This window comes from Geobacter grbiciae (assembly GCF_018531165.1).
Taxonomy (GTDB): domain Bacteria; phylum Desulfobacterota; class Desulfuromonadia; order Geobacterales; family Geobacteraceae; genus Geobacter; species Geobacter metallireducens.
On the sequence record NZ_JAHDIW010000001.1, the window covers coordinates 466,987 to 483,003 of the forward strand.

A 16,017-nucleotide genomic window follows, 5' to 3' on the forward strand; every position below is an offset into this window, starting at 1 on the left:
TCAGCCTATTTTATAAAACTCTGGTCGTCGTTTTCCCGGTACTCCGCCAGGGGACCCTTCTCCCTCACCTCGAACCCCGCCTCGTGGCCGTAGAGCTCTTTCAACTCCCTGGCCATCTTGCGGTTGAGGAGATTCAAGGGGATGTCCATGGGGCAGACCCGCTCGCACTCGGCACACCCGGCGCAGCGGCCGGCCAGGTGCATGGCCCGCACGATGTGCCAGGCCATGTTGCCGGCCGGCCTGGGGGTGGTCTCCACCGCCTGGGGGCGGTTGCGGTCGCAGAGGCACTGTTCGCAGTAGCAGAAGGGGCAGATCTGGCGGCAGGCGTAGCAGCGGATGCAGCGGGCGAAGTGCTCTTTCCAGAAGCTCCAGCGCTCCGCCGGGGTCATGGCTTCAAGCCGGGCCAGTTCCTCGCTCTCGGCCGGCGTGAAGTGCGGTAACTCGGGGAGCGTCCCCACGGTGACATCGGCCCCTTCCGGGGTGTGCACCGTGCACTCCCGGCACTTCTTCGCGAGGGGGTCGCCTGTCCCTCGCACCCCGGGGCAGACCACGCCGATGATGTGGATATCCTCCCGTTTCAGCTGGTTCTCCCCCATGAGACCGACGAGGGCTTTGAGATCACACCCCTTGACCACGATGGCGATCCGTCCCCTGGCCCGGATCTCCTTCTTGGCTTTGGAGAGGTAGAGGGCCAGGTTGTTGACGCAGGCCGGGGAAAAGATGAGCTTGTCCGCATCTGCCGGGTTGGTGACGATGGCCGGCATGGCGGTGCCTTGCCTTCGCCCCGCCTGCCACCCCACCACGGCGGCCACGGCGCCGCTTTCCAGGACTTTCTGAGCTTCCCCGCGGATTGCGTCGGTAATGGTCGTGTAGACCGCAGGGGCGATGGCGGTGGTATCGAGTTGTTGAGCCGTAGTGTTCATGTCAGATGTTCCCCACCGCCTCGTACGCTTCCTTCAGTTCCGGGGTGTCGATGGCCCCGGACCACTGCTCCTGCGCCTCCAGCTCCTTGAACTCCCGCATCGGTCCCATGGCCCGGACCCGTTCGGTAAGCTCCGTGGCCACCTCGACCCATTTGCCCCCCTCGGCGGCGGAGACCCAGGAGAACTGCAAGCGGTTCAGGTCCACCCCGATGAAGTCCAGCAGTGCCCGGAAGGCGGCAAAACGTCTGCGGGCGTGGAAGTTTCCCGCCATGTAGTGGCAGTCGCCGGGATGGCAGCCGGAGACCAAGACGCCATCGGCCCCCTTCTGGAAGGCCCGCAGGATAAAGACCGGGTCGATCCGCCCGGTGCAGGGGAACTTCACCACCCGGCTGTTGGCCGGGTACTGCAGGCGCGCGGTCCCCGCCAGGTCCGCCCCGGCGTAGGTGCACCAGGTGCAGACAAAAGCGACTATCTTCGGTTCGAATGCGTGGTTTGGTTTTACATGCATTTTTAAAACCTTCTCTAGCCACAGAGAACACGGTTGCTCTGTGACCTCTCTGTGGCAAAAAGTTTTTGATCCTACAGCGCCTCGATCATGGCCATGATCTGTTCGTCGGTGTAGCCATCCAATTCCACCGATTTGGACGGGCAGCTCGCCTGGCAGGTGCCGCAGCCGCCGCAGACCCCGGGGTTCACGTAGGCCACGACGCGAATCAGGTTCCCCTGGCGATCGCGAATCTCCTTCTCCTCCACGGCGCCGTAGGGGCAGACCTTCTTGCAGTAGAGGCAGGCGACGCAGTTCTTCTCGTTCACCTTGGCCACGATGGGCTCCCGCTCCAGCTCGTCCCGGGCAAAGAGGGTCATGACCTTGGCCGCGGCGGCGCTCGCCTGGCTCACGGTGTCGGGGATGTCTTTCGGCCCCTGGCAGGCCCCGGCCAGGTAGATCCCGGCGGTGGCGCATTCGACGGGTTTGAGCTTCGCGTGGGCCTCGGAGTAGAAGTGGTAGTTGTCGTAGGAGATGCCGAGCTTCTGGGCCAGGGTGTCGGCCCCTTGTCTCGGCTGGACCGCGGTGGCGAGGACCACGAGGTCCGCCTCGATCTCCACCTGGACCCCCACGGAGATATCGCTCCCCATGACCACCACCTTGTCACCCTTCTGATAGAGCCGGGAGACCATTCCCCGGATGTAGACCGCTTCCTCTTCCTCAACCGCCCGGCGCCAGAACTCGTCGTAGCTCTTCCCCGGGGTCCGGGCGTCCATGAAGAAGACGTAGGCCTGGCCGTCGTGCACCTTGTGCTTGTAGAGCATGGTGTGCTTGGCGGTGTACATGCAGCAGATCTTGGAGCAGTAGGAGATTCCCTTCTCCCGGGCCCGGCTTCCGACGCACTGGACAAAGACCACCTGCTTGGGCTCTTTGCCATCGGAGGGGCGCAGGATCTTTCCCCCGGTGGGGCCGGAGGCCGAGGCCAGCCGCTCGAAGGTGAGGCCGTCGATGACATCGGGGATGGTGCCGTGGCCGAATTCGCCGTATCCCTTGATGGGGGAGCCCTTGGGCTTCTCGGTAATGGAGTAGAGCTCGAAGCCGGTGGCGACCACGATGGCACCAACGGGCTCGACGATCAGCTGGTCCTCTTGTTCGTAGTCGATGGCGCCGGGGCCGCAGACCTTCTGGCAGACGCCGCATTTTCCCGTCTTGAACCAGGTGCAGTTCGCCCGGTCGATGACCGGGGTGTTGGGGACCGCCTGGGGGAACGGGACGTAGATGGCAGGGCGGGTGCCGAGGTTCTTGTCGAAGGCGTTGGGGATCTTCTTCTGGGGGCACTTGGCGGAGCAGACGCCGCAGCCGGTGCACTTTTCCTCGATGATGCTTCTGGCCTTCTTGCGGACCGTGATCTGGAAGTTGCCGATGTAGCCGTCAACCGCCTCGATCTCGCTGTAGGTGTGAAGCGTGATGTTGGGGTGATTGGCGACATCGACCATCTTGGGGGTCATGATGCACTGGGAGCAGTCGAGGGTCGGGAAGGTCTCGGAGAGTTGCGCCATGTGCCCGCCGATGGAGGGCTCCCGCTCCACGAGCACCACCTGGTGGCCGGCGTCGGCGATATCCAGGGCCGCCTGGATGCCGGCGATGCCGCCGCCGATCACAAGGGAGCGCTTGGTGACCGGCACGGTGATCGGGACGAGCTTCTTGTCCTTCTTTACCCGGGCGACCATCATGGCGACGATATCGGCGGCCTTGGCGGTGGCTTCGTCTCTGTCCTCGTGGACCCAGGAGCAGTGCTCGCGGATGTTGGCCATCTCGCAGAGGAAGGGGTTCAGTCCCGCACTCTTCGCGGCATTGCGGAAGGTTTTCTCGTGCATCCGGGGACTGCAGGCCGCCACGACGATCCCGTCGAGCCGGTGCTCGGCCACGGCGTTTTTCAGGAGGTTCTGACCCGGGTCGGAGCACATGTACTTGTAGTCGGTGGCATAGGCAACGCCGGGAAGCCGCGCGGCCTCGGCAGCTACCCGTTCCACGTCAACGGTCCTTGATATGTTCTCGCCGCAATGGCAGACGAATACGCCGATTCGGGACATTGAATACCTCTTGAAATAACAAAACCTTTTTGAATAACACGGAGCAACGGAGCAACTGAGAAAAGCAAAACTACAAAATCCGGCAAGGGACAATGTCCTTAAAACCGCAGCTTCGTCGTCTTCGCGTCTTTCTCTCTTGGATCGAAGCAGTTCGGTTTTTCTCTGTTGCTCCGTTGCTCAGTGTTATTACAGAAGTTGCTTTTCCCGCAACAGCGGCAGCGGGTTCACGATCATGCTGTCAAAGCCGAGTTTTCCCGGCGCGACCCCTACAGCCAGGGCCAGGAGCTGGGTCATGTAGAAGACCGGCATGCCAAAGCGCTGCCCTGTGGCCTCCTCGATCTCTTTCTGCCTGATGTCCAGGTTGCCGTGGCACAAGGGGCAGGCGACCATGAGGCAGTCGGCGCCGGCGGCTTTGGCGGAATCGAGGATGCTGCCGGAGAGCTTGAGGACCACGCCGGGGCGCGACAGGGTGAAGTTGGCGCCGCAGCACTCCATCCGGTGGCTCCAACCCACGGTCTCGGCCCCCACGGCGCCGATGACCCGCTCCATGATGGTGGGGGCCTCGACGCAGTCCAGTTGCGGCACCTCGGGGGGGCGGGTCAGGAGGCAGCCGTAGTAGCAGGCGACTTTCAAGCCGGAAAGGGGTTTCTGTACTGCCTCTGTGAGCCGGTCGAGACCAAAGTCCTTCGCCAGGATCTCCAGCAGGTGCTTGACCGGCTTTGCCAGGTTCACGGTCCCGTCGATGGCGTACTCCACCTGCTTGCGCTTGGTCTCGTTGTCGGCCAGGTGGTGCTGGGTGACCTTCAGGCGCGAGAAACAGGCGGCGCAGGCCACGGCCAGGTCCCCCTCAACACCTTCGGCCAGGGAGAGGTTCTTGGCGCACAGGGAGAGCGACAGCAACTCGTCCACGTTGTGGGCCGGCGTGGCCCCGCAGCAGAGCCAGTCGGGGACTTCCTGCAGGCCGATCCCGAGGGCCTTGAACAGCCCGCGGGTCGATTCGTCGTATTCCTTGGCCGAGGCGTGCAGCGAGCAGCCCGGGTAGTAGGAGTAAGAAAGGAGTTTCTTTGCAGGGGTCACGGTGCCTCCCCCTTTTTGCGCAGCTCCTCGATCCGCTTGAAGATCTGCTCGATCTCGGGCTGGTTCTTGTTCTTCTGGTGGAACACTTTGAGTTTTCCCTTGGTGATGAGTTTGGGGCCGAGCATGAGATCCTTCAAAAATTGGCCGCTCTTCACGTTGAAGACCGCGGCGAGCCGCATCTCGTACTGTCGGCCGTAGGTGCGGATGTTGTCGATGAAGAGCCGGTTCGCCAGCTGCACGTAGGATTCCTTGGACGGACCCTTGGCGTCCCAGGAGCATTTGCGCAGGGCATCCATGATGGCTGCAAGGTCCACCTTGTTGGGGCAGCGGGTGGTGCAGGTCTCGCACGAGGCGCAGTACCAGATGCTCCGGCCGGCCAGGACCCGCTCGTACTGCCCCAGTTGCAGGAATCGCACGATCCGGTTGGGGGGATGCTCCATGAAGCTGCGCATGGGACACCCCGCCGAGCACTTGCCGCACTGGAAACAGCGCCGCACGGAACTGCCCGACAGGGCTTCGACCTTCTTCACGAAGTCAAGATTCATCGTCTCGGTGGAGAGACGCATTGTGGAGTGCTTCATACGACCTCCTGGGCTGGGGTGGCCGAAGGAAGAAAGGGGGGCGGAAATCGAAGTGCGGAGCGACATGGGGAAGGGGGAGGAATTAGTGCTCCGTCGCGTAATTTATGAAAAAGCAAATGACGGTTTTACTTTTACTAAAACAAATATTCTATTAGTCGTTGTTTGACGGGGTTGTATGGGGGTAGTTTTTAGTTTTATTAAATTGTGGTACCACAGGGTACAACGCCTTGTCAATGCCAAAGTAAAACGGTGTGTGACTTTGTGGGTGCGCACTATTGCTGAAATATGCGTTGTTCAATCGGCCCGTTGCCGCCAGTCGGTTTCAAAACTGGAACTGTTGGCATGAAGGGATGAGTGCTGGACCTGATTTTGACAACGAGCCGGAAATGGATTACAAGGTCCGGAGCAACCATTCCCCAGGGAGGCGACCCATCGGCGAACTCAGACGACTCTACGGTTACATGCGGGAACGTCGCGGGACGTATGTCCTTGGCGCCATCTGCCTGCTCGGGACCAACGCCTTTTCTCTCCTGATCCCGTGGCTCCTGAAGCTGGCGGTGGAAAGCCTCCGGAATCCGGGCCCTGCCTCCCGTTCCGCCGCCTGGTACGGTGGGGTTATCATGGTCGCGGCCCTTCTCCACGGCGTGATCCGGATCTTTTCCCGCACGACGCTCCTCCATGCTGCCCGGCGAATCGAGTATGCCATCCGCGAAGACCTCTTTGGAAAGCTCCTCACCCTCGACATGCCCTATTTTGCCGGGGAGCGGACCGGCGACCTCATGTCCCGCTTCGCCAACGACCTGACCAACGTCCGGATGCTCCTCGGCTTCGGCATCCTGAACGTCATCAATACCGCCCTGGTCTATGTTTCCGCCATAGTTCTCATGGCGAGCATCAACCCCTCCCTCACCCTCTGGGCCGTCATCCCCTTCCCTCTCATGATTGTCGCCGCCAAGGGGATTACCCGCCGGATGTTCCATCATTCCAGGCGGGCCCAGGAGGAACTGGCACGCCTCACCAGTCAGGCGGAAGAGAGCATCGCCGCAGCCGTGGTGGTGCGCTCCTACTGCCGCGAAGAGGCGACGGTGGCCGCCTTCGAGGAAACCGGCCGTCGCTACCTGGCCCGCAATATGACCATGGCGCGGCTGCGGGGGATCCTGCTGCCCATCATGGCGGCCGCCTCGGCCTTCGGCACCCTCGTTGTCCTCTTCCTTGGAGGGCAGCGGGTCATTGACGGCGTCATGACTCTGGGGGATTTCGTAGCCTTCAACGGCTATCTGGCCATGCTGGTCTGGCCCACGATCGTTTTTGGCTGGATTCTCAACCTGGTCCAGCGGGGGGGCGCGTCCATGGCCCGCCTTAACGAGGTGCTCGACGCCATTCCCATCGTCACGGAACCGGCGGAGCCGGCCGATGCCGGTCCTCCTCGGGGTGAGATCACGCTACGGGGGGTGAGATTCTCATACAACGGCATGGGGGAGGCGTTGTCGCAGATTCTCGACGGAATTTCACTCACTATTCCCGCCGGTTCCCGCCTGGGCATCGTCGGGGCCGTGGGGAGCGGTAAATCGACTCTGGTTCGCCTGCTGGCCCGACTCTATCCGGTTACGGATGGCCAGATATTCCTGGACGGGGTCGACATAAACAGGATCCCGTTGGCCCAGCTCCGGAGCGCCATCGGGTTCGTTCCCCAGGAGAGCTTTCTCTTTTCCCGCACCATCCGCGAAAACATCGCCTACGGCAGGGAGGGGGCGACCGTGGAGGAGATCGCGGCGGTGGTGCGCCTTGCCAGTCTGGAAGGGGATGTGCTCCGTTTCGCCGACGGCTACGATACTCTGGTGGGGGAGCGGGGGGTGACCCTTTCCGGTGGCCAGAAACAGCGCGCCGCTATTGCCCGGGCACTTCTCAAGAATCCGGCAATTCTGATCCTCGACGACCCCCTGTCGGCCGTGGACGCCCAGACCGAAGAGGCGATACTCGAGGGGCTTTCGGGTTATTGGGGCGACCGGACCGTCATCGTTGTCTCCCACCGCCTCTCGGCCGTGCGGGAGTGCGACCGGATCATCGTGCTGAAGGATGGCGTCATCGCCGAGCAGGGGAGTCATGACGACCTGGTGGCCCGTGACGGGCTCTACTGCGCCATGTGGCGTGAGCAGCAGATCCGCCGGGAGCTTGCGAGCCTCTGAGTTGTCCGGTATGCTCTTCTGCAGTGAGAAAAGCGGGAGAAAAAAGTGGCTTTACAAACCGGGGGGCTTATACTATAGTCCATGGTTCCGGAGAGATGTCCGAGAGGTCGAAGGAGCACGACTGGAAATCGTGTGTACTGCAAGGTACCGAGGGTTCGAATCCCTCTCTCTCCGCCATAATGGAAATCGACAAGTCCACCGTGGCTTGTGTGATAATAGCACCGAGGCCCGGACTCCGTTCCGGGCCGAGCGTCTTTTGCGGGCAGAGCTGATAGCTGGGTCCCGCGCAACGGTAGGTTATGAACCCCGCCAGGTCCGGAAGGAAGCAACGGCAGTAACTGACACCGTGTGCCGCGGGGAAGCCCAGCTATCAGTTGTGCCCGCAACGCCCCCGTTACACCCTCCCCCCTTTCCGAGCACGCAAGCATCCGACCGCGTCGTGAGGTGTTGATCCCTTGTCCTATCTCGTTCTCGCACGAAAGTGGCGCCCCCAGACCTTCAGCGACCTGACCGGCCAGGAGCATGTCAGCCAGACCCTTCAGAACGCCATCGATTCCGGCCGCATCGCCCATGCGTTCCTTTTCACCGGCGCCCGTGGGGTGGGGAAGACCTCGTCCGCCCGTATTCTGGCCAAGGCCCTGACCTGCGAGCAGGGGATGAGCCCCGAGCCGTGCAATGTCTGTCCCGCCTGTACGGAGATCACCGCCGGCACCGCCGTGGACGTCCTCGAGATCGACGGCGCCTCCAACACCGGCGTCGACGACATCCGGGAGCTGCGGGAAAACGTCAAGTACCTCCCGTCCCGGCTCCGCTACAAGATCTTCATCATCGACGAAGTCCACATGCTCTCCACGAATGCCTTCAACGCTCTGCTGAAGACCCTGGAAGAGCCCCCTCCCCACGTCAAGTTCATCTTCGCCACCACCGAGCCCCACAAGGTGCCGATCACCATTCTCTCCCGCTGTCAGCGGTTCGACTTCCGGCGGATACCGCTCGGCAAGGTGGTGGGGCGTCTGCGCCACATCGTGGACCAGGAGGGGATCGCCATCAGTGACGCGTCTCTCACCATGGTGGCTCGCAAGGGGGACGGGAGCATGCGCGACTCCCTGTCGGTGCTCGACCAGGTCCTCGCTTTCTGTGGCGACCAGGTGCGGGACGAGGAGGTGGTGAGCCTCCTGGGGGTGGTGGACCGACGGCTTCTTCTCGATGCCACGGCGGCGGTCTTTGGCCGGGATACCCGCACGGTCCTCGACATCGTGGCGCGGGTGGACGAGTTCGGCTACAATATGCGACAATTCTGCGGAGAGCTCATCGACCACCTTCGCAACCTCCTGATCCTCAAGGCGGTGGGGGATGGCACCGACCTCCTTGACCTTTCCGAGGCGGAACTGGCGACCCTGCGGCAGCAGGCGGAGAGCGTTCCGCTTGATGACCTCCAGCGGCACTTGACGGTGCTGTTGCGGGCTGACGGGGAACTCGGCCACACATCCTTCCCCCGGCTCGTGCTGGAGATGGCCCTGGTCAAAATGGCGACTCTGGCACCGGCGGTGCCGGTGGATCAGCTCTTGGAGCGTCTGAACAAGATTGAAGAAGGGAGCGGGGGCGGCGTTGCCGACGCTCGTGCCCAGTGGCGTGCAACGCCCCCGGCGCCTGCCGGTTCTCCCACTCCGGCCAGGGCACCTGAACGCACCGCCGCCACTCCACCACCACGGCCGGCCGAGCGGCAGGCTGCACCCTCTGCTCCCGCGCCGCGCCGCGAGGAGGCGAAGCCCGTTTCGGAGCCTCGCCGGACCGGCGATTCCTGGGCTGATTTCGTCGCTCTTGTCAAGGGTGCCAAGCCGCGACTCGGTTCGATGCTCGAACAGGGGAGTCCGCTTGTTGTCTCGGCAGACCGGCTGGAAATCGGTTTCCCGGAAGGCGCCTTCGCCCTGGCCAGCCTCAGGGACAGCGACTCCCAGGCTGCCTTGAAGGAGCTGGCTCGCCAGTTCTTCTTGGCCGAACCCGTTCTCGTCATGCGTCCCCTTGCTCCTGACGCGGCGGAAGCTCCTCCCAATCTTCTGGAAAAAAAAAGGGTTGAGAAGGAACAGCAACAGACCGTCCTGAAGCAGGCCGCCACCTCTCATCCCGCGGTTGCCGACGCGCTCGATGTCTTCGGCGGCACCCTTGCGGAGGTTGAGCCCCTGGAGCGGAAAGAGTCCCGCTAACAATGTTTTAATTTCAACAAAACTCTTTAATCAAGAGTAAATCTCATCTCACGAAACCACGGAGGAACAGATGTCCAAAGGTTTGGCAGGTATCATGAAGCAGGCCCAGATGATGCAGCAGAAGATGGCGAAACTGCAGGAAGAGGCGGCGCAGCAGACCGCCGAGGCGACGGCAGGGGGCGGTGCGGTGACTGCCGTGGTGACCGGCAAGAACCAGCTCGTTTCCCTGACAATCAAGCCGGAAGCGGTTGACCCCAACGATGTGGAAATGCTCCAGGATCTCATCGTTGCCGCTGTGAATGAGGCCCTCAAAAAGGTTCAGTCCAAGTTTTCCGAGGAGATGGGCAAGATTACGGGCGGCCTCAATATTCCCGGCCTTTTCTGAGTCTGGCATGGGTCTGTCCGGGCATTGTCCCGGTTGCAGCCGGTTTTGGGGCGGTAGCTGGAAGGCTGTCGCCCCTTCTTTGTATCTGACGCGAAAATGAAAACTCTGCTTGATTTTGGGGGTGGTGGCGGGTTCCCTGGTGCAGCATTAAAGTAGTAATTTTTACTATAACTAAAAAATCTTTAGTGCAAATCGCAAAAAGCGGTGAAACTTTACCGTAAGTAAAAAGTTTTATTTTCGTTTTAATAAAAAATTGTTTTATCTTTGGCGGGAACTATGCTACAGTCCTCAAACTCGTTTGCGCGGCTCCTTGCGGAGCTGCAGAAATTGCCGGGTGTTGGTGAGAAAACCGCGTTGCGGCTCGCGTTTCACCTGCTTAAATACCCGGAGAATACCGCAGCCCTTGCTGAGAGCCTCGGCGAGGTGCTGAGCCGGGTGAAATTTTGTTCCGTCTGCTTCGGCATCACCGAGGAAGATCCCTGCCGGCTCTGCAGCAGCGACCGCGACGAGACGTCCCTTTGTGTTGTCGAGGAACCCCAGGACCTCCTGGCGGTGGAGAGGACCCGGGCCTTCCGGGGACGTTACCACGTCCTTCAGGGGGCCCTGTCGCCGTTGAACGGGGTCACTCCCGACCGGCTCCGGATCGCCGAACTGATGCGGCGGCTCGAAGAGGGTACGGTGCGGGAGGTGGTCATTGCCACCAACTTCTCCGTTGAGGGGGAAACGACGGCCCTCTATCTTGCGCGGCAGATCAAGCCCCTTGGCATCAGGGTCACGCGGCTTGCCCACGGCATCCCCCTGGGGAGCGATCTGGAGTATGTGGACGCGGCCACGGTGCAGCGGGCCCTTGAGGGACGGAGCGAATTGTAGGACAAATGAGGCACGTGCAAAACGTGATTGGGAGGCCGGGATGCTGGCGCAAGAGAACGAGGAAGTGAGGCGTACCCCTCGGTACGTTGAGCTTTCGAGTGAACGGCAACAACGCAAACCGGCCACGCAATAGTTTTGCATGAGCCTCAACTCAGGAACGACGACAGTTTAACGCTGTTTCGTATTTATCACAGAGGAGGAGAGCATGAGTCGCAACATGGTTACCATCGACGGCAACACAGCGGCCGCCCACGTGGCCCACGCCACAAACGAGGTGATTGCCATCTACCCCATCACCCCGTCTTCGGTCATGGGAGAGATCTCGGACATGAAGAGCGCCATGGGTGAGAAGAACATCTGGGGGACCATTCCGTCGGTCGTCGAGATGCAGTCCGAGGGGGGCGCCTCCGGTGCCGTCCACGGCGCGCTCCAGGCAGGGGCGCTGACCACCACCTTCACCGCCAGCCAGGGCCTGCTCCTGATGATCCCGAACATGTTCAAGATCGCCGGCGAGCTGACCTCCACGGTCTTCCACGTCTCGGCCCGCGCCATCGCTGCCCAGGCTCTCTCCATCTTCGGCGACCACTCCGACGTCATGTCCTGCCGCTCCACCGGCTGGGCCATGCTCTGCTCCAACAACGCCCAGGAGGTCATGGACTTCGCCCTGATCTCCCAGGCCGCCACGCTCCGCGCCCGGGTGCCGTTCCTCCACTTCTTCGACGGATTCCGTACCTCCCACGAGGTCTTGAAGGTGGAAGAGCTGACCTTCGACGACATGCGCGCCATGCTGGACGACGAGCTGATCGCCGCCCACAAGGCCCGCGGACTCTCCCCGGATCACCCCTTCATGCGCGGCACCGCCCAGAACCCCGACGTTTACTTCCAGGGGCGCGAGACGGTAAACTCCTACTACCCGAAGTGCATCGAGATCGTCGAAGAGGAGATGAACAAGTTCGCCAAGATCACGGGCCGCCAGTACAAGCTGGTGGACTACGTGGGCGCCCCCGACGCCGACCGCGTCATCGTGATCATGGGCTCCGGCGCCGACACGGCGCAGGAGACGGTTGAGAACCTCTCCGCCAAGGGTGAGAAAATCGGCGTGGTGAAAGTCCACCTCTACCGGCCGTTCCCCATCGACGCCTTCATCGCCGCTCTGCCGAAGACCGTAAAGAAGATCGCCGTCCTCGACCGGACCAAGGAGCCCGGCGCCCTGGGCGAGCCCCTCTACATGGATGTCCGCACTGCCATCGGCGAGGCCATGGCCGACGGCAAGTGCCAGTTCGACGGCTACCCGGTTATCGTCGGCGGCCGCTACGGCCTCGGATCCAAGGAGTTCACCCCGGCCCAGGCCAAGGCGGTGTTCGATAGCCTCGCCACCGACAAGCCGAAGAGGAACTTCGTGGTCGGTATCACCGAGGACGTGACCAACAGCAGCCTCCCCTGCGATCCGGCCTTCTTCAACCCGATGGAAGGGGCCTACCAGGCCATGTTCTTCGGCCTCGGCTCCGACGGCACCGTGGGCGCCAACAAGAACTCCATCAAGATCATCGGCGAGATGACCGACAACAACGCCCAGGCCTACTTCGTCTACGACTCCAAGAAGGCCGGCTCCATGACCACGTCGCACCTGCGCTTCGGCAAGAAGTATATCCGGGCGCCGTATCTGGTGCAGGAGGCCGACTTCGTGGCCTGCCACAACTTCGCCTTCGTGGAGAAGTACGACATGCTGGCCAAGGCCAAGCAGGGGGCCACGTTCCTCCTGAATGCCCCCTTCGACCATAACGAGATCTGGGACAAGCTCCCCACCGACGTGCAGCAGCAGATCATCGACAAGAAGCTCAAGTTCTACGTGATCGACGGCGTGCGGCTCGGCAACGAGATCGGCCTCGGACCCCGGATCAACGTCATCATGCAGACCGCGTTCTTCAAGATCTCCAACATCATCCCGCTGGATCAGGCCGTTGCCGAGATCAAGGACGCCATCAAGAAGTCCTACGGCAAGGCGGGCGAAGCCGTTGTCGCCATGAACAACAAGGCGGTGGACGCCGGCCTCAACAACTTCTACGAGGTGACGGTGCCTGAGAAGGCCACCAGCACCATCACGAAGCCGCCGGTCGTCAGCCCCAAGGCGCCCCAGTTCGTTCAGGAGACCACCGCTCCCATGATCGCCGGCCTCGGCGACGACCTTCCGGTTTCCAAGATGCCGGCCGACGGCACTTTCCCGACGGCGACCGCCCAGTTCGAGAAGCGTAACATTGCCGTGGATATCCCGGTATGGGACGAGCAGCTTTGCATCCAGTGCGGCATCTGCTCCTTCGTCTGCCCCCACGCCACCATCCGGATGAAGGCCTATGATGCCTCGGCCCTTGCCGGCGCTCCGGCCACCTTCAAGTCGGTGGACTGCAAGGTCCCCGAGTTCAAGGGGCAGAAGCTGACCGTCCAGGTGGCTCCGGAAGACTGCACCGGCTGCGGCGCCTGCGTCCACAACTGCCCTGCCAAGAGCAAGGAAGACCCGAACCACAAGGCCATCAACATGGCCTTCCAGGCCCCGCTCAGAGCACAGGAAGTGGCGAACTGGGATTTCTTCCTCACCATTCCCGATGTTGATCCGACCGTGGCCAAGCTGGATACCGTCCGCGGCTCCCAGTTGGTCCGCCCGCTGTTCGAGTTCTCCGGCGCCTGCGCCGGCTGCGGCGAGACCCCGTACCTGAAGCTTCTGACCCAGCTCTTCGGCGATCGGACCCTTATCGCCAACGCCACCGGCTGCTCCTCCATCTACGGCGGCAACCTCCCGACCACCCCCTATGCCAAGCGGGCCGACGGTCTTGGTCCGGCCTGGTCAAACTCCCTGTTCGAGGACAACGCCGAGTTCGGCTACGGCATGCGGTTGGCCGTGGACAAGTTCAACGCCATGGCCCTTGAGCTGATCGACAAGCTTTCCTCCTCCTGCTCCTGCTCTTCCTGCACAAGCGCGGTACCCCTCATGAACGAGATCAAGGGTGCCGACCAGTCGACCCAGGCCGGCATCGAGGCCCAGCGCGGTCGGGTGGCGGAGCTGAAGAAAGCCCTGGCCGGCTGCCCCGAGGCGGAGGCCAAGCGTCTCCTCACCGTGGCCGACTACCTGGTCAAGAAGTCGATCTGGTGCATCGGTGGCGACGGCTGGGCCTACGACATCGGCTACGGCGGCCTCGACCACGTCATCGCCAGCGGCAAGAACATCAACCTGCTGGTTCTCGACACCGAGGTTTACTCCAACACCGGCGGCCAGGCCTCCAAGTCGACCCCGCTGGGGGCTGTCGCCCAGTTTGCCGCCGGCGGCAAGGCGGTTTCCAAGAAGGACCTCGGCATGATGGCCATGTCCTACGGCTCGGTGTATGTGGCGGCCGTGTCGCTGGCCAATCCGGCCCAGTGCATCAAGGCCATGCTGGAGGCGGAAGCCTATGACGGTCCGTCCCTCATCATCGCTTATGCCCACTGCATTGCCCACGGCATCGACATGACCAAGGCCGTGGATTGCCAGAAGCGGGCGGTTAACTCCGGTTACTGGCCGCTGTACCGTTACAACCCGGCGCTTGCTGCCGAGTGCAAGAACCCGCTACAGCTGGACAGCAAAGCCCCGACCATCGCCTTCGAAGAGTACGTGAACAGCGAGAACCGCTACCGCGTCCTCAGAAAGAACAACCCGAAGGGGTACGAGGAGCTGATGCGGAAGGCGGCTGCCTGGTCCAAGGCCCACTTCGGCTACTACCAGAAGCTGGCGGCCCTCAACTTCGAAGAGACCTGCGAGAAGTAACGTCTGCCCGTACCAACAAAAAACCCCGGCAAGGATCTTGCCGGGGTTTTTTGTTGCACGAAGTGCCAGGGACGAATACTGAAAGTGTCATCCGGTGGCATTGATACGCTGGCCTTGATTTTGCAGAAATGTCGGCTAGTTGCGGAAGGACTAGCGGCGGCTGTGACGGCAGGTTCCGCACTGACGCTGTTTTCTCTCCTTGAACGAGTGTCAAATTTTTGTTATAACCCATCCGTATCGGTGCAAATTTTCAGCCCGGTGAAGGGGTGCATACATGGCAGATCCTCAGATGGTGATGTACGACGAGGAGTTCAGGCTGATCAATCTTGCGATCGAGAAGCTGCTCCGGGAGGCCAACGCCAAGGTGATCTTCCTGGTCGACAAAAACGGCCAGCTCATCGCCGGCTGCGGCGAGACCGAGCGGTTCGACACCACGTCGCTGGCATCGCTCACCGCGGGAAACATCGCCGCCACCGGCGGTCTTGCCAAGCTGATCGGCGAGAAGGAATTTTCCATCCTGTTCCACGAGGGGGAAAAGGACAACCTCCATATCTCCATCGTTGGCGGGCGGGTGATTCTCGTGGTCCTCTTCGACACCCGCTCCTCCCTGGGGCTGGTCAGGCTCCGGGTCAAGAAGGCCTCCGAGGAGTTGACCGCCATCTTCGACCGGCTCATGAAAAAGGCCGAGGAGAAGGAGCGGAGCGGTATCCAGGAGTTCCCCTTCGCCGAGATCACCGACGACGACATCGACAATCTCTTCAACTGACGGCCCGGGGGTACGGCGGATGTCCTTCATCAACTACGCATCGCGCGAGATAAACTGCAAGATTGTCTACTACGGGCCGGGCCTCTGCGGCAAGACCACCAACCTCCAGCATGTCTACCAGAAGACCGCTCCCGAGGCGAAGGGGAAGATGATCAGTCTCGCCACGGAGACGGAGCGGACTCTCTTTTTCGATTTCCTCCCCCTGGCCCTGGGCGAGATCCGCGGCTTCAAGACCCGGTTCCACCTCTACACCGTCCCCGGCCAGGTTTTCTACGATGCCTCCCGCAAGCTGATCCTCAAGGGGGTGGACGGCGTGGTTTTCGTGGCCGATTCCCAGGAGGAGCGGATGGACGCCAATATCGAGTCACTGGACAACCTCCGTTTCAACCTCAAGGAACAGGGGTACGATCTGGACAAGCTTCCCTACGTAATTCAGTACAACAAGCGGGATCTGCCGGAAGTCCTGTCCGTGGAAGAGCTCCGGCGAGAACTGAACCCCACGGGGGTTCCCGAGTTCGAGGCCTGCGCCTCCACCGGCGAAGGGGTTTTCGAGACCCTGAAGGCGGTCGCCAAGCTGATCCTCATTGACCTCAAGAAAGGGCGCTGAAGCCTCAGCGCGTGAATCGATCCCACGTTTGCGGCCCATGGCAATGCC

General features: G+C 61.9%; 12 protein-coding genes, 1 tRNA gene and 1 other RNA gene. 9 read left to right on the top strand and 5 right to left on the bottom strand.

All coding sequences use genetic code 11. The annotated features are described in order from the left end of the window. Window positions 1-5 precede the first annotated feature (5 nt). The 5 genes from KJB29_RS02055 to KJB29_RS02075 form a co-directional block, all read right to left on the bottom strand. Window positions 6-923 (bottom strand): 4Fe-4S dicluster domain-containing protein, encoded by a 918-nt coding sequence (locus KJB29_RS02055; protein ID WP_215733148.1) that lies wholly within the window; start codon window positions 921-923, stop codon window positions 6-8. 1 nt (window position 924) lies between these two features. After that, on the bottom strand, window positions 925-1,431 hold the full coding sequence (locus KJB29_RS02060) for a hydrogenase iron-sulfur subunit (protein WP_215733149.1): 507 nt from the start codon (window positions 1,429-1,431) through the stop codon (window positions 925-927). A 71-nt stretch (window positions 1,432-1,502) separates the two neighbouring features. Next, complete coding sequence (locus KJB29_RS02065) at window positions 1,503-3,500, bottom strand: CoB--CoM heterodisulfide reductase iron-sulfur subunit A family protein (protein ID WP_215733150.1); 1,998 nt, start codon at window positions 3,498-3,500, stop codon at window positions 1,503-1,505. Between the two features lie 186 nt (window positions 3,501-3,686). Beyond that, on the bottom strand, window positions 3,687-4,577 hold the full coding sequence (locus KJB29_RS02070; protein ID WP_215733151.1) for a CoB--CoM heterodisulfide reductase iron-sulfur subunit B family protein: 891 nt from the start codon (window positions 4,575-4,577) through the stop codon (window positions 3,687-3,689). Further along, a complete protein-coding gene (locus KJB29_RS02075; protein WP_215733152.1) occupies window positions 4,574-5,158 on the bottom strand; it encodes a 4Fe-4S dicluster domain-containing protein in 585 nt (194 codons plus the stop codon). Before KJB29_RS02075 ends, KJB29_RS02070 begins: the two co-directional genes overlap by 4 nt. Before the next feature lie 461 nt (window positions 5,159-5,619). On the opposite strand from KJB29_RS02075, the gene KJB29_RS02080 reads away from it, so the two are divergent. The 9 genes from KJB29_RS02080 (at window position 5,620) to KJB29_RS02120 (ending at window position 15,969) form a co-directional block, all read left to right on the top strand. Further along, the gene (locus tag KJB29_RS02080) at window positions 5,620-7,344 is read left to right on the top strand and encodes an ABC transporter ATP-binding protein (protein ID WP_215733375.1); all 1,725 of its coding nucleotides are present in this window, start codon (window positions 5,620-5,622) and stop codon (window positions 7,342-7,344) included. 89 nt (window positions 7,345-7,433) lie between these two features. Next, window positions 7,434-7,521 (top strand) — tRNA-Ser (locus KJB29_RS02085). A gap of 96 nt (window positions 7,522-7,617) precedes the next feature. Beyond that, an RNA gene (ffs, locus tag KJB29_RS02090) (signal recognition particle sRNA small type) lies at window positions 7,618-7,716 on the top strand. Window positions 7,717-7,799: 83 nt separating this feature from the next. Then, window positions 7,800-9,548 (top strand): DNA polymerase III subunit gamma/tau, encoded by a 1,749-nt coding sequence (gene dnaX, locus KJB29_RS02095; RefSeq protein WP_004514229.1) that lies wholly within the window; start codon window positions 7,800-7,802, stop codon window positions 9,546-9,548. A gap of 70 nt (window positions 9,549-9,618) precedes the next feature. Beyond that, window positions 9,619-9,933, top strand: coding sequence for a YbaB/EbfC family nucleoid-associated protein (locus KJB29_RS02100; RefSeq protein WP_004514228.1), 315 nt, complete (start codon window positions 9,619-9,621; stop codon window positions 9,931-9,933). Between the two features lie 276 nt (window positions 9,934-10,209). Then, a complete protein-coding gene (recR, locus tag KJB29_RS02105) occupies window positions 10,210-10,803 on the top strand; it encodes a recombination mediator RecR (protein WP_004514227.1) in 594 nt (197 codons plus the stop codon). Window positions 10,804-11,008: 205 nt separating this feature from the next. Continuing rightward, on the top strand, window positions 11,009-14,596 hold the full coding sequence (nifJ, locus tag KJB29_RS02110; RefSeq protein WP_215733153.1) for a pyruvate:ferredoxin (flavodoxin) oxidoreductase: 3,588 nt from the start codon (window positions 11,009-11,011) through the stop codon (window positions 14,594-14,596). 274 nt (window positions 14,597-14,870) lie between these two features. Next, window positions 14,871-15,362, top strand: a complete 492-nt coding sequence (locus tag KJB29_RS02115) for a roadblock/LC7 domain-containing protein (protein ID WP_004514225.1) — start codon at window positions 14,871-14,873, stop codon at window positions 15,360-15,362. A 19-nt stretch (window positions 15,363-15,381) separates the two neighbouring features. Then, window positions 15,382-15,969: a GTP-binding protein gene (locus KJB29_RS02120; protein WP_215733154.1), complete on the top strand. Its 588-nt coding sequence runs from the start codon at window positions 15,382-15,384 to the stop codon at window positions 15,967-15,969. Window positions 15,970-16,017 lie beyond the last annotated feature (48 nt).

Coding starts and splice junctions, on each gene's coding strand:
- KJB29_RS02055 (WP_215733148.1), bottom strand. CDS start 923: ATGAACACTACGGCTCAACAACTCGATACCACCGCCATCGCCCCTGCG.
- KJB29_RS02060 (WP_215733149.1), bottom strand. CDS start 1,431: ATGCATGTAAAACCAAACCACGCATTCGAACCGAAGATAGTCGCTTTT.
- KJB29_RS02065 (WP_215733150.1), bottom strand. CDS start 3,500: ATGTCCCGAATCGGCGTATTCGTCTGCCATTGCGGCGAGAACATATCA.
- KJB29_RS02075 (WP_215733152.1), bottom strand. CDS start 5,158: ATGAAGCACTCCACAATGCGTCTCTCCACCGAGACGATGAATCTTGAC.
- KJB29_RS02080 (WP_215733375.1), top strand. CDS start 5,620: ATGCGGGAACGTCGCGGGACGTATGTCCTTGGCGCCATCTGCCTGCTC.
- KJB29_RS02100 (WP_004514228.1), top strand. CDS start 9,619: ATGTCCAAAGGTTTGGCAGGTATCATGAAGCAGGCCCAGATGATGCAG.
- recR (WP_004514227.1), top strand. CDS start 10,210: ATGCTACAGTCCTCAAACTCGTTTGCGCGGCTCCTTGCGGAGCTGCAG.
- nifJ (WP_215733153.1), top strand. CDS start 11,009: ATGAGTCGCAACATGGTTACCATCGACGGCAACACAGCGGCCGCCCAC.
- KJB29_RS02115 (WP_004514225.1), top strand. CDS start 14,871: ATGGCAGATCCTCAGATGGTGATGTACGACGAGGAGTTCAGGCTGATC.
- KJB29_RS02120 (WP_215733154.1), top strand. CDS start 15,382: ATGTCCTTCATCAACTACGCATCGCGCGAGATAAACTGCAAGATTGTC.